Here is a 20,335-nt window from a genome sequence, read left to right on the forward strand (position 1 = left end):
ATGAGTTCGCTCGATTCCCTCCGCGCCATTCTCGATACCTGGACCGGCACCGTGGCCGGCACGGCGGTTGCCGGCCTCGAGCGGATGGTGTCGCCGCGTGTGGTGCGCCTGGTCGAGACCGAGACCGGCGCGTTCGCGCTGGAGACGGCGAAGCCGGAGAACGGTTCGAAGGAGATCGCGTTCGAGGACGGCAAGTTCGCAAGTCCCAACCTGGCGCAGATCGTCCGCGGCAGCCGCGTCGAGATCGTGCTGCGGCCGGCGCGCTTCCTGTTCCGTCCGCTGGAGCTGCCGGCGCGCGCGGCCGATTTCCTCGAAGGCATCGTGCGGGCGCAGATCGACCGGCTGACGCCGTGGAGCGCGGGCGACGCAGTGTTCGGTTGCAGCGCTCCGGTGGCGCATGGCAGCGAAAGCATCACCACCGAGATCGCCGCGGCACCGCGCAAGCTGGCGATGAGCTATGTCGAGGCAGTCGCGCCCTTCCATCCGGCCGCGATCGCGGTCGCGACGCAGACGGGCAAGGGCGGACGCATCAAGGTGTTCGAGCAGAGATCGCGCGGGGCGGTCGACCCGGCCCGGCTGAGCCGGACGCTGCAACTGGTGCTGGCCTTCGCCGCCGTCGTCGCGGTGATCGGATCGGTCGCCGCAGGCTATCTCGCTGACAGCCTCAGCGCGCAGGAGAGCGAGCTCGAACGGCAGATCACGCAGCGCCGCGCCGCGCTCCGCGGCGCCGACGGCGGCGAGCGCTCGCCGCTCGCCCAGCTGGAACGCCGCAAATACGAGACGCCGGCGAGCGTGATCGTGCTGGAATCGCTCAGCCGGATATTGCCTGATCATACCTATGTCACCGAGCTGCATCTGGCCGGCAACAAGCTCCAGATCGGCGGCATCACCCGCGATGCGCCCTCGCTGATCCCGCTGATCGAGCAGTCCCAGCATTTCACCCGCGCGACCTTCTATGCTCCGACCACGCGCAGCTCGTCCGATCCCGGCGAGCGCTTCCACATCGAGGCGCAGATCGAGCCGAGGAACGTGCCATGAGCAGCGCCAAGGTCGCCGGAGGAAATGCGCTCACGCGGGCGCTCGCAAGCTCGCCGCTGATCGCGGTCACGCTCTATGTGGCGGTTGCCGGCGGGCTGCTGCTGATGGCGGGCCTGTCGATCGCCGACGTCATCGCTCACCGCCAGGCGCTGGCGCAAACCTCGGACCTGCTCGACCAGCTGCGCGGCCGCAAGGGCGGCGCCAAGAATGCCGCGGCAGCGTTGGCCGAGCATCCGGGCACGCCGTTCCTGGAAGGGCCGACAGTGACGGTCGCGGGCGCCAATCTGTTGCAACGGGTTGCGGCCGCAGTCGGCAATGTCGGCGGCTCGGTGCAGTCCTCGCAGGTCGACGTCACAGGCGCGCAAGTGAAGGACGGCTTCGTCGGTCTCGTCGTGAGCTGCGAGCTGGACCAGCCGGCGCTTCAGAAGCTGCTCTACGATCTCGAAGCCGGCATGCCGTTCCTCTACGTCGATCAGCTCGATGTCCAGGTGCCGCAGACCACTGCGCTGAACGAGGCCGGCACCGGCCGCGTCAGGGTGATCCTGGGTGTCTCCGGCCAATGGCAGGCGGGCAAATAGGGGGCTTTGGCCGGTCGCCCGGGTTCCGGTTCAATGCGGGTTGATGGCGACGCGCATCGGAACTAGTTTGCTGCGACGAGCGTGCCGCGAGCTTCCAAGGGAATTTTCGATGTCCGGGTGGCTGAGATCGACAGGATTGGCTGCGCTGTGCGCGGCGGCCGCATTGGCGGCTCAGGGTATTGCCGAGGCTCCGGCCGCGACCTCTTCGCGCATGGATATCCTGTCCGACGATGCCGCGGGCAGCCCCGCCGAAAGCGTCGATGTCGGCGCGATGCGGCCGATCGCGGGCCCGGCGCAACCTGTGAGCAAACCCGTTCCCCGCGGCAATCCGCTGTGGGCGGTGCCGTTCTCGGCGCTGACGGCGACGCAGGAGCGCCCGATCTTCTCGGCCTCGCGCCGGCCGCCGCCGCGCGCGGTTGCCGCCTCTCCGGTCGAAGAGGTGCAGGCACCGCCACCGCCCAAGCCGGCCGAGGCGCCACCGCCGCTGCTGCTGGTCGGAGCCGTGGTGGGCGAGGGGGATGCGATCGCGATCCTCGTCAACCGCACCGACCAGTCGATCGTGCGCCTGCGGCAGGGCGACACGCTGGGCGGCTGGTCGCTGACCTCGGTGCAGCCGCGCGAGGTGACGTTCAAGCAGGGTGAGCGCAGCGAGATGTACTCACTGCAGCGGAAGGTTGAGCCCGCAAGTCCACCCGTTGAATAGCGTTCCGCCTGCACGTGCGTTCCCGGATGTCAGCCGATCGCGTCTATTGGCACTCTGGGTTCTTGGACCGCATTGCAGTCCATCTCGCCGGCAGCGAGACGCCATCTGTCGCGACCGGAGCAAAGCGCAGATGATTGGTGGCAAGCAGCTTGGGAAGCGGCGCGTCATCGACAGCAGTTCTGCCATCCCTAGGCGACGCCGTGCCATCCAAACCCGCTTGGCAGGAACGATACGAGGCATCTCCCAGCAAGCGAAGGAGCGGCGATCCTAATGGGATCGTGAGTAGTGCGATCATCGACTGCAGATTGGTGGTGGCGCGGACCGCTCGTGGAAGATCGATTGCGACCAGGTGCTTGCAATTCATCTCATTCCAAAGTCATAAGCGGTGCGGTGCCGGCCCGGCTTGAACTGGCCGGTATTCGCCCGCACAATGCAATTCGCAATACTTCGCGAATAGCCAATCCGAACAAGAACATAGGCAAAAAACCTGGGGAAGACGCGCGTGGGACATGGAATGAAGGCTGCAATCACGCTGGCGGTCGCGCTTTGCGGCACGCCGGCCTTTGCCGGCTGGGAACCGACCAAACCGGTCGAGATCGTGGTGGCGGCGGGCGCGGGCGGCGCCTCCGACCAGATGGCGCGGATGATGCAGGCCGCGATCCAGAAGAACAATCTGATGAAGCAGCCGATGGTGGTCTCGCTCAAGGGCGGCGCGTCGGGCGCGGAAGCGCTGATGTACATGAAGTCGAGCGAGGGCGATCCGAACAAGGTGCTGATCGCCTATTCGCTGATCTACATGCTGCCGCTGTCGGCGAAGATCCCGTTCAACTGGCGTGAGCTGACCCCGGTCTCGGTGATCGCGCTTGACCAGTTCGTGTTGTGGGACAACAGCGCCGGTCCCAAGACCGTGAAGGAGTTCGTCGCGGCTGCGAAGGCCACGAACTCGCCGTTCAAGATGGGCGGCACCGGCTCCAAGCGTGAGGACCACGTGCTGACCGTGTTCCTGGAGCAGAAGACCGGCGCGAAGTTCTCCTATCTACCCTACAAGTCCGGCGGCGAGGCTGCGACCCAGCTCGTCGGCAACCACACCGAAGCCAACGTGAACAATCCCTCCGAAAATCTCGAGGTCTGGCGCGCGGGCCAGGTGCGTCCGCTCTGCGTGTTCGACAAGGAGCGCATCTCCTACACCAGCAAGGTGACGGACACGCAGTCCTGGGCCGATATCCCGACCTGCAAGGAGGAGGGCGTCGATGTGCAGTACCTGATGCTGCGCGCGATGTTCCTGCCCGGCAAGGTCACGCCCGAGCAGCAGGCATTCTATGTCGAGCTGTTCCACAAGGTGACGCAAACCGCGGAATACAAGGACTATATGGAGAAGCAGGCGTTGAAGCCGATCTTCCTCACCGGCAAGGACATGGTGCAATTCCTCGAAGAGGACGATGCCCAGAACAAGTCGCTGATGACGGAGGCCGGTTTCGTCGCGAAGTAGTCACACACTCCATGTCATGCCCCGCGAAGGCGGGGCATCCAGTATTGCACAGAAATCGCGAAAGACGGCTTCTGCACGGCGTACTGGATCATCCGCCCTGTGCGCAATTGCGCATTAGGCGGATGATGACAGCGCAACTTGACTTGGCAGCTCATGTCCAAAACCGAACTTGAAATCGTCGTCGACGATCCGACCGCGCCTGAAGACGACTCGCCCTCCGTCGTCTCCTCCGGCACGATCGAGATCGTCGTCTGCCTGCTGCTGCTCGCACTGGCCGTCACGCTCGGCTACGACAATTGGCGCACCGGCGCGTCCTGGGATGCGACCGGGCCCGAGCCCGGCTATTTTCCGTTCTATCTCTCCGTCATCCTCGGCGGCGGCAGCCTCTACGGCCTGGTCGTGGCACTGATCGCCCACCGCAAGGCATCCGAGACCTTCGTGACGCGCGCGCAGGCCCGCCGCGTCATGGCGGTGTTCGTGCCGACGCTGCTGTTCTGCGTGGTGACGCAGTTCCTCGGCCTCTATGTCGCGAGCTTCCTCTTGATCGCGGGCTTCATGCGCCTCGTCGGCAAGATCGCGCTGTGGAAGTCGCTGCTCACCGCTTTCCTGTTCACGGCGATCATGTTCGTCACCTTCGACATCGCCTTCGACGTCATCATGCCGAAGGGGCCGCTCGAAGCGGCCTTCGGCCACTAGGCGGTCCCGCGATGGAAGCTCTCGGTCTCCTGCTTCACGGCTTCGCCGTCCTCCTGACGTGGAAGACGCTCGTCCTGATGATGGTCGGGCTCGTGCTCGGCATCTTCGTCGGCGTGCTGCCCGGCCTCGGCGGGCCCAACGGGGTCGCCATCCTGCTGCCGCTGACCTTCACGATGGATCCGACCTCGGCCATCGTGATGCTGTCCTGCATCTACTGGGGCGCGCTGTTCGGCGGCGCGATCACCTCGATCCTGTTCAACATCCCCGGCGAGGCCTGGTCGGTCGCGACCACCTTCGACGGCTATCCGATGGCGCAGCAGGGCAGGGCGGCGGAGGCGTTGACCGCGGCGTTCACGTCCTCCTTCGTCGGCTCGCTGGTCGCGGTGCTCCTGATCACCTTCCTCGCGCCGATGATCTCGTCCTTTGCGCTGAGGTTCGGCCCGCCCGAGTTCTTCGCGGTGTATCTGCTCACCTTCTGCTCCTTCGTCGGCCTCGGGCGTGAAGCCAAGCACAAGACTGTCATCTCCATGGCGCTGGGCCTCCTGCTCGCCGGCATCGGCATGGACACGGTGTCGGGCAATCTGCGCATGACCTTCGGCTCGTCCGAGCTGCTGCGCGGCATCAACTTCCTCGTCGCCGTCATCGGCCTGTTCGGCATCAGCGAGATCCTGCTGACGATGGAGGAGCGCCTCGCGCTGCGTGGCCATACCGCGAGCATCTCGCTGCGGGTCGTGCTCGGCGTCTGGAAGGACCTGCCGAAATACTGGGTGACGCTGCTGCGCTCCTCCTTCATCGGCTGCTGGCTCGGCATCACCCCGGGCGGCGCGATCGCGGCGTCGTTCATGGGCTACAATCTGGCAAAACGCTTCGCCAAGGAGCCCGAGAGCTTCGGCAAGGGCCGCATCGAGGGCGTGTTCGCGCCGGAGACGGCGGCGCATGCCTCCGGCACCTCGGCGCTGCTGCCGATGCTGGCGCTCGGCATTCCCGGCTCCGGTACAGCCGCGATCCTGCTCGGCGGCCTGATGGTGTGGGGACTCAATCCGGGCCCGCTGCTGTTCGTCGAGCACAAGGATTTCGTCTGGGGCCTGATCGCCTCGATGTATCTCGGCAATGTCGTCGGCCTCGTGCTGGTGCTGACGACGGTGCCGATCTTCGCGTCGATCCTGCGCGTGCCGTTCGCGGCGGTGGCGCCGATGATCCTGGTGTCTTGCGCGATCGGCGCCTACGCGATCCAGAACGCTATGTTCGACGTCTGGCTGATGCTGGGCTTCGGCGTGGTCGGCTATGTCTTCAAGAAGATCGGGATTCCGCTGGCGCCGTTCACCTTGGCCCTGGTGCTCGGCAACCGCGCCGAGGATGCCTTCCGTCTCTCGATGATCGGCTCCGCGGGGGACCTCAGGGTGTTCTGGTCGAACGGGCTGGTCGGCTCGATCACGACGCTGGCGATCGTGCTGCTGTTATGGCCGGTGATCGACAAGCTATTCAGCAACGTCGGACGGTTGCAGCCCCCGGCTAAGGCATGATCCGAAATTGCTCGCGCGTTCTCGGTTGCAGCTCGAATATGTTTAAAAATCAACGTTCTGTTGCCGTTTATTCAGCGTTAACTATAAGCTGCAACATCGCTTTAGGTCATACGACCTTGGCCTTCTTGAGCCCGGCGATTTCGTCGGTGCCAAATCCGAACTCCTTCAAAACCTCATCCGTCTGCTCGCCGAATTCCGGCGGCCGCGCCACCATCTGGCTCGGCGTGCGCGACAGCGTGACGGGCTGGCCGACCAGACGGATCTGGCGGTCCTCGTCATTCGGCACGTCCTGGGCGATCCCGAGATGGCGGACCTGGGCGTCCTCGAACATCTGGTCGATGGCGTAGATCGGTCCGCAGGGCACGCCGGTCTCGTTGAGCTCCCTGACCCAGGTCTCGGTCGACTTGGTCACGGTGCGCTTCTCGATCTCGGCGTTGAGCGCGTCGCGGTTCCTGGAGCGGGCCGGCGCGGTCGCATAATCGGGATTTGTGACGAGTTCCGGCGCGCCGACGGCCTGGGCGCAACGCTCCCAGATCCGCCCGCCGGTCGTAGCGATGTTGATGTAGCCGTCCGAGGTCTTGAACACGCCGGTCGGAATGCTGGTTGGATGGTTGTTGCCGGCCTGCTTGGCGACCTCCTTCTCCATCAGCCAGCGCGCGGCCTGGAAGTCGAGCATGAAGATCTGCGCCTGCAGCAGCGAGGTTTGCACCCACTGGCCTTGGCCCGAGACGTCGCGTTCCAGAAGCGCGGTGAGGATGCCGATCGCGCAGAACAGGCCCGCGGTGAGATCGGCAACGGGAATGCCGACCCGCATCGGGCCTTCGCCCGGCGCGCCGGTGATCGACATCAGCCCGCCCATGCCTTGCGCGATCTGATCGAAGCCCGGCCGTTTGTGATAGGGGCCGTCCTGGCCGAAGCCGGAGATGCTGCCATAGACGATGCGCGGGTTGATTGCGCGCAGCGCCTCATAGTCGATGCCGAGCTTCTTCTTCACATCGGGGCGGAAATTCTCGACCACGACGTCGGCGTTGGCAGCAAGCCGCTTGAAGACGGTCAGCCCGCGCTCGTCCTTCAGGTTGAGCGTCATGGCCCGCTTGTTGCGGTGCAAATTTTGGAAGTCAGACCCCCGGCGGGGTCCGCCCGGCTGCTCGCCGCTGGCATCCTCGGTCAGCGCGTCGATCTTGATGACGTTGGCGCCCCAATCGGCCAGCTGCCGCACACAGGTGGGCCCTGACCGCACGCGGGTCAGATCGAGCACGGTGAAACGTGATAGGGCTTCCGAGGCGTGCGGAAAGGGCATCTTGAGGGGCTCCGGGAAAGATCGCGCGCCTACCATAGTGCCGAAAGCCCATGCTGCAAGCCGCCCCTGACGCTGAGGCCGCCTACCAAAATTGGGTGACTGAGGACTTTGCTGCGACGTGTGAGGGGATCAGCGCGGTTGGCGGTTCAGTTCGGCGCGCGCCCTATCGGCCAGCGGATCATCGCCGTGGCGGGCGATGAACAGCTCGAGTGCCTCCGGCGTACCCTTGCGGCGGGCGAGTTCGTATTCCTCGGCGACGGCGGAGGAAGGGGCGCGTGCCGGTGGAACCGTTGGCGCGCGGAGCGCCTTACTGCTGTCGTCCGCTTTGGCTTTCCCGGCCATGATGAGTAGTCCTCCGAAAGCCAGATGGTGCGCCCCGGCGACTACCACCATTGCGCCGAACAGACCGGCTGAAAATCGGCGTAGTCTCATGGGCTCCCTTGCAGATCTGGTTCGAAGCCAGGAACCGGCATCTCTCCCGTCATCCGTAGGATTACGGGATCTGATGCCTAACACGGCCTTATGGAAGGGGGGGCCGGGCCGTGTTGCCAAATTTAAACCAAACGTATCACTCTGTAGCTAGAATCATCCGCCGGCGCCTCGAATTGTGCGCGCCGTGTTGCTCCGGAGACGCCCTTGGCCAACGCTGCTAACGTTAGTGCGACCAACAACGCCGACATCGACGGCATGCTGTCGGGCTACAAATGGTCCGGCACGATCACCTACAGCTTTCCCGACTCGTCCAGCGACTATGCCAACCCCTACAGCGGCGGCGACAGCGAACCGACCACCTCCGGCTTTGCTTCCGCGCCCAGCCAGATGCAGGCGGCGATCAACTACGCGATCGGGTTGATCCTCAGCTACACCAACGCCAGCATCCAGTACGCTGGGACCAACGGTGCCGACATCATGATCGCGCAGTCGCCGGCGGCCAATCCGACCTCCTACGCCTATTACCCGGGCAACTACGCGTCCGGCGGCGACATCTGGTTCGGGACCGCCTACGACTACACGCAGGCAAGGCTCGGCAACTACTACTTCACGACCGCGCTGCACGAGCTCGGCCACGCTCTCGGCCTCAAGCACAGCCAGGAAACGGGCGGCCCCGCCAACGTCGCGGTGCCGACCGCGCATGACGACAGCGAATACACCGTCATGAGCTATCGCAGCTATGTCGGCGGTCCGCTGACCGGCTACACGAATGAAGCCTACGGGTATCCGCAGACCTACATGGCCAACGATATCCTCGCGCTGCAAACAATGTACGGCGCGAACTACACGACGCAGAGCAGCAACACCGTCTACACATGGAGCCCGACCACGGGCCAGGAGTTCATCAACGGTGTCGGCCAGCCGGCGGACAATGGTGGCGCCGGCGGTTCGGCCAACCGCATCTACGAGACGGTCTGGGACGGCGGCGGCGTAGATACCTACGATCTGTCGAACTATACGACGAACCTGAGCATCAACCTCAATGCCGGTGCGTCGTCGCTGTTCTCATCCGCGCAAGTTGCCTATCTCGGCAACGGCCACTATGCGGCAGGCAATCTCTACAACGCATACCTCTACAACAACGACGCGCACTCCTACATCGACAATGCCATTGGCGGCTCCGGCAACGACACGATCGTCGGCAACGCGATCGCCAACACGCTGAACGGCGGCTCGGGCAACGATACGATCACCGGCGGCGGCGGTAACGACACGATCATTGGCGGCGCGGGGACGGATACGGCGGTGTATTCGGGCAGCGAAGCCAGCTACGCCATCACTTACAACTCGACGACGCAGACCTTTACCATTGTTGACCAGCGCTCCGGCTCACCAGATGGCACCGACACGGTGACTGGCGTGGAGAATTTTCAATTCGGAAATGGCACGGTCGACGGCACCACGTTGATGGACAATCTGCAGCCGGCGGGAGCGGGCTGGGTTGCCACCATCGAGCAAGATTTCAACAGCGACGGCCACGACGACATTCTCTGGCTCCAGCCATCAACCGGAACCGGAAAGATCGCCTATCTGTCCAATGGCACGGTGACGAGCTGGGCCCAGTTCACCACGCTTGGCCAAGGGTGGGTTGTGATTGGTCATGGGGACTACAACCATGACGGCAACATCGATATTCTCTGGCAGAATCAATCGACCGGCCAGGCCAGCGAGAGCCTTCTTTCGGCAGGGCAGATCACCACAACATTCAACTTCGGCGTCATGGGCTCGGACTGGCAGCTCATATCCTCCGGCGATTTCAATGGCGATCGAACGGATGACATGCTCTGGCGAAACAAGGCTACGGGCCAGGGAATTGAGTGGTTCCTTCAGAACGGCTACGCAACGTCCTGGATGAAGTTCGGCGTCATGACTTCCGATTGGAAGGTGGCGTCAACGGTCGACCTCAATCAGGATGGAACAACGGATATTCTCTGGCAGAACACCAATACCGGCGAGGGTCTTGAATGGTTCTGTAAGAATGGCTTTGCGGTAGGCTGGCAAAAATTTGGGACAATGGGAGCGGGCTGGGATGTTGTTGCAACAGCCGATTTCAATGCCGATGGCCGTGTCGACCTGCTTTGGCAGAACGAGACCAGTGGCCGGCTGGTCGAGTGGTTTGTGAACGATCAGGGGCTTGCGTTTGATTGGAAGGACCTCGGAACCCCCGATCACAATTGGAAGGTCGCGGGACTGTTGGACTTGCATGCCGGCAGCGGGCCGACGATCTTGATGCAGAACGTGGCGACAGGCCTCACAAGCGAAATCTCGAGTACCACTGCGGGAGCTGCTACCTCGTTGGCTTCGCCGTCTGCTTCATCCGACGCGGTTCAGTCGGCGACTGCGAGCAATCAGTCGCTCGCGGCCGGTGGCAGCGGCAGTAGCGCGTCTCAGGATCCTGCAGATGGTTCTCTTTTGCCGCAGGATCACGAGCATCTCAATCCTGCGGCTCACTTACACGATTTCATACTGCTCTAAGGCGTAAGCCTGCAGGCCGAGTACCGATTGCCTGCCGGGTTTCGTGCCGCGATAACGTCCCGGCACGCATAGGCATTGCATGGCCGCTGGACTCTGCACGAGCTAACGATCGTTCTTAAGAGGTCCTCGCAGAATGTCTCTGCGAGGAGAAGTGCATTTCCCAATTCAGGGCCGCAAGAAGCCGAGGAAAAGCGGCGGTTGCCCCTAGGTTGATGCGCGGCTATAAGCGTCCGGGGAACAATCTTCATGCGCCAAGTTTTTGGCCGATTACGAGTGCTGCGATGCCGGATTCGAGGTTTGATCTAGCGGGACGCCGCATCTGGGTGGCAGGCCATCGCGGTATGTTGGGCTCGGCGGTCGTGCGTAGACTCGCGAGCGAAGGTTGCGAAATCCTAACCGTCGCGCGCGAAGAACTGGACCTCTGTGACCAGGCTGCCGTGAAGAGCTGGTTCGACAAGATGCAGCCGGAGGTTGTTGTGCTGGCTGCCGCCCGAGTAGGCGGAGTGCTGGCGAACAGCAGGTATCCCGCAAGCTTCCTGTCCGACAACCTGGCTATCCAGGACAACGTGATTCGGGCGGCCGCGGCTCGTGGCGTCAAGAAGCTGTTGTTCGTCAGCTCTTCCTGCGTGTACCCACGCTTGGCTGAGCAGCCTATTCGCGAAGAAGCTTTGATGACTGGGCCTCTAGAGCCGACCAACGTGTGGTACGGGGTCGCAAAGATCGCCGGCATGATGCAATGCGCCGCATATCGCGAGCAATATGGCCTCGATTTCATTGCGGCGGTCCCAGGAAATCTCTACGGACCGGGCGACTACTTCGACAACGAGAACTCGCACGTCATTCCGGCGTTTATCCGCCGCTTCGACGATGCGGTCAGCAGCAAGCTTGACGAGGTCGTAGTCTGGGGTGGCGGCTCTGCGCGCCGTGAATTTGTTCATGTCGAGGAGTGTGCCGACGCGCTCGTTTTTCTTCTCAAGAATTACTCGTCAGGCGACATCATCAATATCGGCAGCGGTCTCGACGTTTCGATCCGCGAACTCGCGACCCTGGTTGCTGCCGTTGCCGGGTTCAGCGGACGCATTACCTTCGACGCATCGAAGCCGGAAGGGGCGCCCCGACGGCTGCTGAGCACCGAGCGGCTTACACAGCTCGGCTGGCGATCGAAGATGTCGCTACGTCAAGGATTGGAATCTACCTATCGGTGGTTTCTGGACAGCCGTGCGGCTGGACACGTTCCGCGCGGGTTTAGCCCTGACGATGGCGGCCGTGAGGTTGCTGCCCAAAAGGGAGGCGGTAATTAGGCCAGTGGCGCGGCCTCGAGCAATGTGTTGGTCCGCGCAATGAACTTTGCCGTCGCTTTCTCGGGGCTAAAGAGATCTTTGTAAACCCGGTAGCCGGCTTCCCCGACTCGCCGCGCCCAAAGGGGGTCGTCGACCGCTCGCTTCATCCGCGCCACGAACTCCCCGCTGGAAGCGGCAAGTGCGCAGGTTTGACCGTCAACAAGCGCCACATTTCCGAGGGCCACATTTTCATGGGCGATGACGAGCGTCGAGTGGCTGAGTGCATACAGGATGCGCGTCCTGTTGCCGACCGGAACGTCGATGGGCACGAGTGCTGCGTGACATTCGGCCAGAGTAGATGGAAGGTTCTCGACAAAGCCGACGCGAACAAATTCTGGCTTGTCCTTGATCGCCTCGGCAAACCATTCGGGCAGGTTTCCCCGCCCGGCCAGTAGAATCTTGAAGCCCGCAGGTCCCCAGAGCTTGACCAGCGGGCTATAGACCTGCGTGACCATAAAATGCAGCGCCGAGCGCGAACCGAGACCCACGAGATTTCCGAAGAACATGAAAGTGGGGGTATCCGGCTTTGCGCAGTACGGGACAGGAGTGTCGATCACAGGCCAGGGGTAGGGGCAATATTGATGATTGCTGAGTCCCAGGCGGCTCAGCTGTTCTTCAGACGACGCTGCCGACACGATGACTTCATCGTATGATAACAAGACACGTGCATAGACGTGTTTCCAATTCCGTGCGGCCAACCAGTATTTCGCAAAGGCGAAAATTCGCCATGGGCGTTCCTGGAGGCCGTAGAGACCGTGATAATAGGTCGTCTGGAAATTGAGGTCGCCCAGCCAGGCAAGCTTTCGTGTGGCGGGTATCTCGACTCCAAGCCACGCGGGCAAGATGTCGAACGCAATGAACAGGTCGGCGGCAAATTCTCGCCCCTGTTCGATCAGCTTCGCGACAGACGACAGATCGATCCGATGTTCCCTCGGACCCTGAACGACAAGCTGGCGGGTGGTCGCCGCGAGGACCTCAAAGTGATCTGTTGAGGCAGACTCGCGATATGCCTCGAAAGCCTCCTGATCCTTCTGACCTTCATCGAGCAGGATGAGATGAAGAATGTCGAATGATTGAGCGCGGAGTCCCTTTAGGAAGTTGTAGATGATAACGAGGCTAGCACCCTCGCGTTCGTCCGGAACCCCTTTGGTACAAAGAACAATCCGCCTGCGTCGCTGCAAGTTATAGCTCCCCGGCAAAGGCTGGCGTCGCAGCGATAATCCCTCGTCCGAAGGTCATTTTTTGCTTGATAATGCCGGAATTGTTTGCGAGGAGGCCCAAATACCAACTGCGCTCCCAGGTAGCTGGCGCAGGAGTATCAAATTACGCGGTCCGAGCCAAATGAATCAAGCGATTATTATTACTTCAATCAATCCTCCCAATAATGTCATGAAGACTATTGCGGCGGATGCTCTTCGTTCTGGCTTCGACTTTTTCGTCGTTGGCGACACCAAAAGTCCAGCGGACTTCTCGATTGAAGGATGCCGCTTCCTTGGGATTGCGGATCAGGCGCATTCGGGCTTTGCATACGCAAATCTTGCGCCGGTGAAGAACTACGCGCGTAAGAACATTGGCTACTTGGCTGCGATCGCAAACGGTGCGCAGGTCGTCATCGAGACGGATGATGACAATTTCGCGCGGCCGCAGTTCTTCGAGCGCCGGAGCCGCAGACTGACCGCTCCGGTTCTGTCGGGACATGGATGGGTCAATGCCTATCGGTTCTTTTCCGACGGAAATATCTGGCCGCGTGGGCTGCCTCTGGATCACGTTCTGAAACCTATTCCGGACTTCGCGACGTTAGAGTCTGCGGAGGTAGATTGTCCGATTCAGCAGGGGCTTGCCGACGGAGACCCCGACGTCGACGCGCTTTACCGGCTGGTGCTGCCGTTGCCTCACAACTTCAGGACCGATCGGATCGTCGCATTCGGGCCCGGCGCGTGGGTTCCGTTCAACAGCCAAAATACGAGCTGGTGGCCAAGTGCCTTTCCACTCATGTATCTTCCATCCTATTGCAACTTCCGGGTGACGGATATCTGGCGCAGCCTAATTGCTCAGCGCATCGCATGGGCAAGCGGTTGGCACATCCTCTTCCATGGGCCGACTGTTTGGCAGGATCGCAATGAACATGATCTGATGAAGGACTTCGAGGACGAGATTCCGGGCTATCTGAACAACCATCGCATTCGACTGATGCTCGAGGACCTGCCGATTAAAGGCGGGCCCGATCATATCAGCCAGGATGTGCGTCGTTGTTATCAGGCCCTGGTCGAATGCGAACTGGTTGGGGCTGCCGAACTTCCCTTGCTGGATGCATGGACGTCTGATTTGGATCGAATTCTCAGTCATAGATAGGCGCTGGCAAGGGTACGTGAGACAATGAACTGGCAGGATCGCTTACGTGCTTCTTTGCTGCCGACCTATGAGGGGCTGCCGAACGGCACTAAGCGGCTCGCGCGGCGAATATTCGCAGTCCTGCAGGGACCGCTCTTCTCAAGTCGCGCGCGATGGGTCCGCTTCCACTACTTGCGCCACATCGCCAGCGAGCGTAGATATCTGTTCCTTTGCATGGCTCGGTTCGCGAACGTCAACCGGCCGATCAAAGGTTACTACATGGAGTTTGGCTGCTTCGGCGCAAACACCATGAGGCTGGCGTATGACAGCTTTCATCATCTGTTCGACTGGCGGTATGTGGCCTTCGACTCGTTCGAAGGATTGCCGGCGATATCGGAAATCGATCGTCAGGACGCTTGGGAACAGGGCAAGTTGAAGACGGGTGAGGACGACTTCAAGCGGATATGTCGACGTCATGGCATGCCAGCGGATCGATTGCGGACGGTGAAGGGGTTCTACGACGCCAGTCTGACGTCAGATCTGGCTCGTGAGCTTCTTCCGGCCAAAGCCGCTGTCGTCTATATCGATTGCGATCTTTACGCATCGACCGTCCCCATCCTTTCGTTCATCATTGATTTCCTGCAGGTTGGCACGATCATCGTGTTCGACGATTGGAATTGTTTCTGGGCCGCCCCTGATCGTGGTGAACGATTGGCCTGGCGCGAATTCTGCGAAGCTCATCCGCACCTTCGGTTTGAACCCTTCGTCCAGACGGGGATGCAGATGTCCTTTGTCTGTGTCGGCACGTCGGTCAAGGGCAACGGGAGTTCGCCCGCGTGAGTTGGCTGGCAGCGCTTCGCGGCCGTTTCGCGGGGCGCGTTCTACTCTTTGTAAGCGCGACGGTCTTTCAGGCCCTCGTGTCTGTCGCCATTTTGCCGTTAACCACCGTGGTGTTGACTGCGGCTGATTTCGGCTATTTTGCGCTGATGATGTCGTGGGCCGCACTAGCTAGCGCTTTTGGCGATGCAGGTGGTTCTCTTGCCCTTCCGGCAAACTATTCTGTTGCTTCGATACCCGAACGCCGACGGATGCTCTCGAGTTTCTTTTTAGTCTCTCTCCTGATTAGCTCGGGGCTCGCCGTCTTGTTCGTGGCCGCTTGGCCGTGGCTGCAAAAGATTATGTCTGTTGCCGAAGAGGCCCCGCGCGCAACTCTTGTTCTGACGGCTCTCCTCGTTCCGCTTAAGTCTGCGACGATCCTCTCGACCAATGTTTTTGCCGTTGCTGGCCGGGGCAATGCGGTTGCAGCCCAGATCGCTCTGCAGGCAGTTGGCTCTTTTGCCGGCACCTTGATCTCGCTCTTTGGCTTTCACCTAGGGGTCTCATCGTTATTTGTTGGGGCCGTTTTTGGGCAAGGGTGTTCTGTTGCGGTCGCCCTGGCTGCGCTCGGTGGCGAACCATGGCACGTACCCAGCCGTCGATGGTTGTCGGTTCTTCGATCCCACAGTCCTACATCGCTTGCCGCGGGCCTCACCGGTGGATTACGCAGCATCGGAGAGAATTCGGTGGTGGCTGCAAATCTCAATATCTCTGCGGTCGGCTATCTTAGCCATGCTCGGCTCTACTATGGGACATTGCTCGCCGGCACCAATGCCGTTGCGGTTAATGTCTGGTCGACGTCGCTGGCTGAGGCGCGGGATCGGCAGCGGCAATTTTCGTTGACCAAACGGGTGTGGATGCCAATTCATGTTCTGATTGCCCTTTTCGGCGTGACGTTCTCCTGTTTCGGCGAAGAGTTCGTTGCCATTCTGACGCATGACCGGTTGACCCCTGCAGCGCAACTCGTACCCTGGTTCGCATTGCTTCTGCTGCTTCACGTTTCAGGCAGAACGCAAAATGCGACCGTCTATGCAAATGGTGGGGCGAGAAGCCTCACCAATGCAAGTTCGCTGATTTCGATTTGTTGCTTAGCCGCCTTGCCATTTGCCGTCGGTAAGGTGGGAGGGGTTGGCTGGAACGGAGGACTCGCGGGAGTCGTCATTGTTCTTCTAGCTGAAGCGATTTTGTTCCGAGCCTATATCTACTGGAAATCGAGTTCGTTCCAGGGACTTGAAGGCTTTGATGATAGTCGGGTCGTCTGCGGCAGCGCTGCCATCATCCTGAGCTGGCTGTTCAATGCATACATGGCTCCTACACTGATGATGAGAATCGCTCTGTGCGTCGCGGCTTGCGTTGCAGCAGTTATTGTCGAACGAGAGCGCATCATCGATTTGCTGCGGGTTTTGCAGAACCGATCTCAAGCAAAGATTCAGAACATTTGAACGAGGCCAAACTCATGGCGAAACACGATATGGGAGCTCTCCAAGCCGCTGCAGAGGTTGCGGCAGCACTTGTGCTCGAAGGATATGTAGATCGATGGGTCGAAGGTGCCATTTTTCCCTGCGAAATGGCATTCTTCCTGGCGCGCTGCATGACCGAGGACGTTTCGGTCGTTGTGGAATCCGGCCGTCAGGATGGTTACTCGACGGAAATTCTGGGTGACTGGGCCGGGCGAAATGGTCGCAGGCTTGTCTCGATCGACCTGGAGCAAGATTCGGTGCGCGCGGCGGCGTGTCGGCAGCGTCTCGCGCATTTGCCAATCGAGCTTGTCAAAGGCAGTGCCTACGAGGAGTTCGGCCGTTGGTCGGATAGGCTGCGCGGAGCGCGGGTTGGTTTTCTAGTGGACGGTCCCAAAGGGTGGCCAGCCATTTCGATGATGGCCGCCGGCCTGGCCGACAATGTTCGCCTGATGGCCATTCACAACCTGACGGTCGGGAGCGGAGAGCGGGCGTTCTTCGAACAGTTCGGGGGGGCAGAGGTTTTCTACGAAGCCGCACTTCCTGAGCCCGGACCTCGCTGGAGCGAGCTGCGCGAACGTGAGGTTGGCGTGGCAATCCGCGCCAACGCTGCCCGGTCGTTGGAGGCGTCCTCGCTCGGCGTTCTCGCGCTCGATTCGGAACGTCGCCGGCGTGTTCATGGCGCTCTGCGAGGGGAGTTCGGCCTCCATCAGCCAAGAGTTGTCAGGGCCCTCTGGTCGCTTGGAGCCTACCGCGCGACGACTAAGCTTTACGGTTTGTCCTACAGGCTTTTGGGACGCTAAGCCGGTGGCCGCAATATCTCCGAACCCACGGGGAACAGTCTCTTCCACCCCGGCCAGAAGAGCAGTTCAATCGGGTTCAACGCCTTGCCTCGCTTGATTGTGGCCTAATAGTTCGGTATGCCGAGGCCGCTTCAGTGTTCGTCTTTTGTTTCGAAAGCTCGCGCCATGACTGCCGGCCGTCAAATACCGTATGTGATCGCAGAGATCGGATCCGTTCACGATGGATCGTTCGGAAATGCGTGTCGACTGCTGGAAGTGGCGGCCGACTGCGGCGCGGATGCGGTCAAGTTTCAGACCCACATTGCCGAAGCCGAGACACTGCTGGATGCGCCTTCGCCGTCGTATTTTTCGGCCGAGCCGCGCGCGGAATATTTCAGGCGAACGGGTTTCTCCGTTGATCAATGGGGACGTCTTGCGGAGCTGGCCAAGAAACGAAAAGTCGATTTCCTGTCTTCACCGTTTTCTCTCGAAGCAGTTGACTTGCTGGAGCGCGTCGGTGTCAGTGCGTACAAAATTCCTTCTGGTGAAGTGAGTAATTTGCCTTTGATGGAATATATTGCGCGGACGAGGAAGCCGGTATTGCTCTCATCCGGTATGAGCAACTGGCACGAATTGGACGCCGCGGTTGCGGCACTTCGTTCGTCCTGCGCGCTGACCTTGCTTCAATGCACGTCGGTCTACCCGTGTCCACCAGAGCAGGTCGGCCTTAATGTCATGCTGAAAATGCGCGAACGCTATGACGTTCCTGTCGGATTTTCGGATCACACGCTCGGCTATGCCGCTGCGATCGCCGCCGTCGCACTCGGAGCCACCGTGGTCGAGAAGCACTTCACCTTCTCGAAGCTGATGTATGGAAGCGATGCCAAGCACAGCATGGACCCGGATCAGTTCGGGCTTCTCTGCGACGAACTAAAATTCGCAGGGCGCATGATGGTGGCTCCGGTGGAGAAGGATGATCTGTCTTCTGTGCTGGAGATGAAGCGGATCTTCGAGAAGAGTATTGTCGCCGCCGCGGACCTCGCCGAGGGGACCGAACTTCAGCAACAGCACTTCGCGTTCAAGAAGCCAGGAGACGGAATTTCCGCCGCCCGGTACCGGGAGTTTATTGGCCGGCGCTTAGCGCGGTCCCTGCCGCGGGATCACAAGTTCGGCGAGGAGGATTTTGCGTGAGCAAGAAGAAGATCTGCGTAGTTGTCGGCTCCCGCGCGAACTATAGTTCAATCAAATCGGCGATGCGTGCCATCAAGCTGCATCCAGCTCTCGAGTTGCAATTGATCGTGGCTGCATCTGCTGTGCTCGATCGCTATGGTTCCGTCGTCAATTTGATCGAGAAGGATGGTTTTACCCCGCATGCCCGTGTGACCATGCTGATCGAAGGGGAGACGCCTTCGACTATGGCCAAGTCTACGGGGCTCGGTCTGCTGGAACTGCCAACCTTGTTCGAACAACTCGCTCCCGATGTGGTACTAACCGTCGGGGACCGCTTCGAGACGATGGCGACGACGCTGGCCGCTGCATACATGAACATACCCGTGGCTCACACCATGGGTGGCGAGGTGAGTGGCACCATTGACGAAAGCATCCGTCATGCAGTGACGAAATTCGCGCATATCCACTTTCCAGCGAGCGAGGGGGCACGGGAGCGCATTGTCAAGCTTGGCGAGCGACCGGAACACGTCCACATGGTTGGCTGTCCGCGCATCGACCTGGTAGCCGACATTCTGAAAAATCCGATCGAGAATATTTTCGATCATCTGTTTGATGATGGTGTCGGGCAGCGCTTCTCGATCAACGAGCCGTTTGCACTCGTTTCCCAGCATCCTGTCACGACGGAATATGGTGACGGCGAGGCGCAGATCACGATGACTTTGGAGGCGGTACGCGAGCAGGGCCTCGCGGCGGTCGTGCTGTGGCCAAATGCAGACGCAGGCTCGGACGATATCTCGCGCGGCATCCGAAAGTGGCGCGAGCGGAAGCTCGACGATCGTATGCACTTCTTCAAGAACCTGCCCATCGACGTTTACGTCAACCTCATGCACTCGACAGCCTGTCTCATCGGAAATTCGAGCAGTGGGATAAGAGAGGGAGCCTACATCGGTACCCCGGTCGTGAACATCGGCTCCCGCCAGAACATGCGTGACCGAGGCGATAACGTCATCGAAGTCGGTTATGACAAGAAGAAGATCTCAAATGCCATCGCGAAGCAGCTTGAGCACGGCCGGTACGCGATGAATCCTATCTACGGTGATGGAACGGCTGGCCCCAGGATCGCCAGCGTTCTGGCTGTCGAGAAGGTGGAAATCCAGAAATGCATCACGTATTGAGCGTGAAACGGCTTGGCAACGGCGAGGCTGATGCCGAATGAGCCTTGTGGCCCTCATACCCGCCCGTGGTGGTTCAAAGGGCATTCCTCGCAAGAATCTTGCGCTCTGCGGGGGGCGCTCCTTGCTGGATTGGACTGCAGAGGCCGCGCTGCACTCGGGCCTCATTGATCGCGTGGTACTCTCGACGGATGACAGCGAGATCGCCGAGGCGGGGCGGGCGCTAGGGCTCGACGTGCCTTTTCTCAGGCCTGCGGACCTCGCGGGAGACGCCGCATTGATGCTTGGTGTTATGCAGCATTGTCTTATCGAAATGCGTCGGGCGGGAGAGGCGATCGAGGCTATTGTGCTGTTGCAGCCTACATCGCCGTTTCGCCGTGCGCACCATGTGCGCGAGAGCGTCGCAAAATTCCGCGAGACCCAGGCGCATACGCTGGTGAGCGTGGTGAACGTGCCGCATCGCTTCGTTCCCGAAGGACAGATGCGGGAGAAGGATGGGCTACTATCCCCCTATTTCGGTGGAGGCATCGGAAGGACTACGCGGCAAGAGAAGGAGCGTCTCTATGCTCGGAACGGGCCAGCCGTGCTGATCGTCCGTAGTTCAGTGCTTGACGCAGGATTGCTCTATGGAGAGTCCGTCGTCGGCTACGAAATGGACGAGTTGTCCTCTCTCGATATCGACACGCCAGAAGAGCTTCGGCTCGCTGATCATCTGTTGCGGACGGGCTACGCTCGATGAATGCAATCGTGCGATATCTACGCCGTAGTCCATTTGCCGGAGGGCTCGCCGATCTTAGGGAACGGATGGCGAGCGCTGCGGACCATCGGCGGCTACGTGGCGAGGTCGAACGTACGTTTGTCAATATGGCCTTTACGCGTGAACTGCCAGCACCTCAGCCCGGCGGGCCAACGG

General features: G+C 60.8%; 18 protein-coding genes. 15 read left to right on the forward strand and 3 right to left on the reverse strand.

Features of this window, described 5'->3' with window-relative positions:
* The 6 genes from BRAGE_RS0105850 to BRAGE_RS0105875 all read left to right on the forward strand — a co-directional run bounded on the left by BRAGE_RS0105850 (position 1) and on the right by BRAGE_RS0105875 (position 6,027).
* Positions 1–1,038 (forward strand): PilN domain-containing protein, encoded by a 1,038-nt coding sequence (locus BRAGE_RS0105850; protein WP_027564726.1) that lies wholly within the window; start codon positions 1–3, stop codon positions 1,036–1,038.
* Complete coding sequence (gene gspM / locus BRAGE_RS0105855) at positions 1,035–1,616, forward strand: type II secretion system protein GspM (protein ID WP_027564725.1); 582 nt, start codon at positions 1,035–1,037, stop codon at positions 1,614–1,616. The genes BRAGE_RS0105850 and gspM overlap by 4 nt, the downstream gene beginning before the upstream one ends.
* A 109-nt stretch (positions 1,617–1,725) precedes the next feature.
* A complete protein-coding gene (locus BRAGE_RS47865) occupies positions 1,726–2,319 on the forward strand; it encodes a hypothetical protein (protein ID WP_231164086.1) in 594 nt (197 codons plus the stop codon).
* A 514-nt stretch (positions 2,320–2,833) separates the two neighbouring features.
* The gene (locus BRAGE_RS0105865; protein ID WP_035729431.1) at positions 2,834–3,808 is read left to right on the forward strand and encodes a Bug family tripartite tricarboxylate transporter substrate binding protein; all 975 of its coding nucleotides are present in this window, start codon (positions 2,834–2,836) and stop codon (positions 3,806–3,808) included.
* Between the two features lie 153 nt (positions 3,809–3,961).
* Positions 3,962–4,504, forward strand: a complete 543-nt coding sequence (locus tag BRAGE_RS0105870) for a tripartite tricarboxylate transporter TctB family protein (RefSeq protein ID WP_027564723.1) — start codon at positions 3,962–3,964, stop codon at positions 4,502–4,504.
* A gap of 11 nt (positions 4,505–4,515) precedes the next feature.
* Positions 4,516–6,027: a tripartite tricarboxylate transporter permease gene (locus BRAGE_RS0105875; RefSeq protein WP_027564722.1), complete on the forward strand. Its 1,512-nt coding sequence runs from the start codon at positions 4,516–4,518 to the stop codon at positions 6,025–6,027.
* A 106-nt stretch (positions 6,028–6,133) separates the two neighbouring features.
* On the opposite strand, the gene BRAGE_RS0105880 is transcribed toward BRAGE_RS0105875, so the two are convergent.
* Together BRAGE_RS0105880 and BRAGE_RS0105885 are read right to left on the reverse strand one after the other, a co-directional pair.
* Positions 6,134–7,327: a CaiB/BaiF CoA transferase family protein gene (locus tag BRAGE_RS0105880; RefSeq protein ID WP_027564721.1), complete on the reverse strand. Its 1,194-nt coding sequence runs from the start codon at positions 7,325–7,327 to the stop codon at positions 6,134–6,136.
* A 129-nt stretch (positions 7,328–7,456) separates the two neighbouring features.
* A complete protein-coding gene (locus BRAGE_RS0105885; protein WP_347336547.1) occupies positions 7,457–7,669 on the reverse strand; it encodes a hypothetical protein in 213 nt (70 codons plus the stop codon).
* A 345-nt stretch (positions 7,670–8,014) separates the two neighbouring features.
* Here BRAGE_RS0105885 and BRAGE_RS54250 point away from each other — a divergent pair, with 345 nt between their 5' ends.
* The gene (locus BRAGE_RS54250; RefSeq protein WP_430642272.1) at positions 8,015–10,294 is read left to right on the forward strand and encodes an FG-GAP-like repeat-containing protein; all 2,280 of its coding nucleotides are present in this window, start codon (positions 8,015–8,017) and stop codon (positions 10,292–10,294) included.
* 281 nt (positions 10,295–10,575) lie between these two features.
* Positions 10,576–11,595, forward strand: coding sequence for a GDP-L-fucose synthase family protein (locus BRAGE_RS47875; protein WP_027564719.1), 1,020 nt, complete (start codon positions 10,576–10,578; stop codon positions 11,593–11,595).
* Here the strand turns inward: BRAGE_RS47875 and BRAGE_RS0105900 are convergent.
* On the reverse strand, positions 11,592–12,815 hold the full coding sequence (locus BRAGE_RS0105900) for a glycosyltransferase (RefSeq protein ID WP_035729433.1): 1,224 nt from the start codon (positions 12,813–12,815) through the stop codon (positions 11,592–11,594). The genes BRAGE_RS47875 and BRAGE_RS0105900 overlap by 4 nt on opposite strands.
* Positions 12,816–12,975: 160 nt before the next feature.
* Between BRAGE_RS0105900 and BRAGE_RS0105905 the strand changes: the two genes are divergently transcribed.
* The 7 genes from BRAGE_RS0105905 to BRAGE_RS0105935 all read left to right on the forward strand — a co-directional run bounded on the left by BRAGE_RS0105905 (position 12,976) and on the right by BRAGE_RS0105935 (position 20,161).
* Positions 12,976–13,986, forward strand: a complete 1,011-nt coding sequence (locus BRAGE_RS0105905) for an STELLO glycosyltransferase family protein (RefSeq protein WP_027564717.1) — start codon at positions 12,976–12,978, stop codon at positions 13,984–13,986.
* A gap of 24 nt (positions 13,987–14,010) precedes the next feature.
* Positions 14,011–14,805 carry a TylF/MycF/NovP-related O-methyltransferase gene (locus tag BRAGE_RS51560; protein WP_084335073.1) on the forward strand — a complete coding sequence of 265 codons (795 nt, stop codon included), beginning with the start codon at positions 14,011–14,013 and terminating at the stop codon, positions 14,803–14,805.
* Entirely contained in the window at positions 14,802–16,283 is a 1,482-nt protein-coding gene (locus BRAGE_RS0105915; protein ID WP_027564715.1) for a lipopolysaccharide biosynthesis protein, read from the forward strand. The genes BRAGE_RS51560 and BRAGE_RS0105915 overlap by 4 nt, the downstream gene beginning before the upstream one ends.
* Positions 16,280–17,101, forward strand: a complete 822-nt coding sequence (locus BRAGE_RS0105920) for a hypothetical protein (protein ID WP_027564714.1) — start codon at positions 16,280–16,282, stop codon at positions 17,099–17,101. Before BRAGE_RS0105915 ends, BRAGE_RS0105920 begins: the two co-directional genes overlap by 4 nt.
* A 165-nt stretch (positions 17,102–17,266) precedes the next feature.
* Positions 17,267–18,271, forward strand: a complete 1,005-nt coding sequence (locus tag BRAGE_RS0105925) for an N-acetylneuraminate synthase family protein (protein ID WP_027564713.1) — start codon at positions 17,267–17,269, stop codon at positions 18,269–18,271.
* Positions 18,268–19,425 (forward strand): UDP-N-acetylglucosamine 2-epimerase, encoded by a 1,158-nt coding sequence (gene neuC / locus BRAGE_RS0105930; protein ID WP_027564712.1) that lies wholly within the window; start codon positions 18,268–18,270, stop codon positions 19,423–19,425. Before BRAGE_RS0105925 ends, neuC begins: the two co-directional genes overlap by 4 nt.
* 37 nt (positions 19,426–19,462) lie before the next feature.
* Positions 19,463–20,161: a cytidylyltransferase domain-containing protein gene (locus tag BRAGE_RS0105935; RefSeq protein ID WP_027564711.1), complete on the forward strand. Its 699-nt coding sequence runs from the start codon at positions 19,463–19,465 to the stop codon at positions 20,159–20,161.
* Positions 20,162–20,335: the final 174 nt, after the last annotated feature.

The organism is Bradyrhizobium genosp. SA-4 str. CB756 (genome assembly GCF_000473125.1).
GTDB lineage: Bacteria > Pseudomonadota > Alphaproteobacteria > Rhizobiales > Xanthobacteraceae > Bradyrhizobium > Bradyrhizobium arachidis.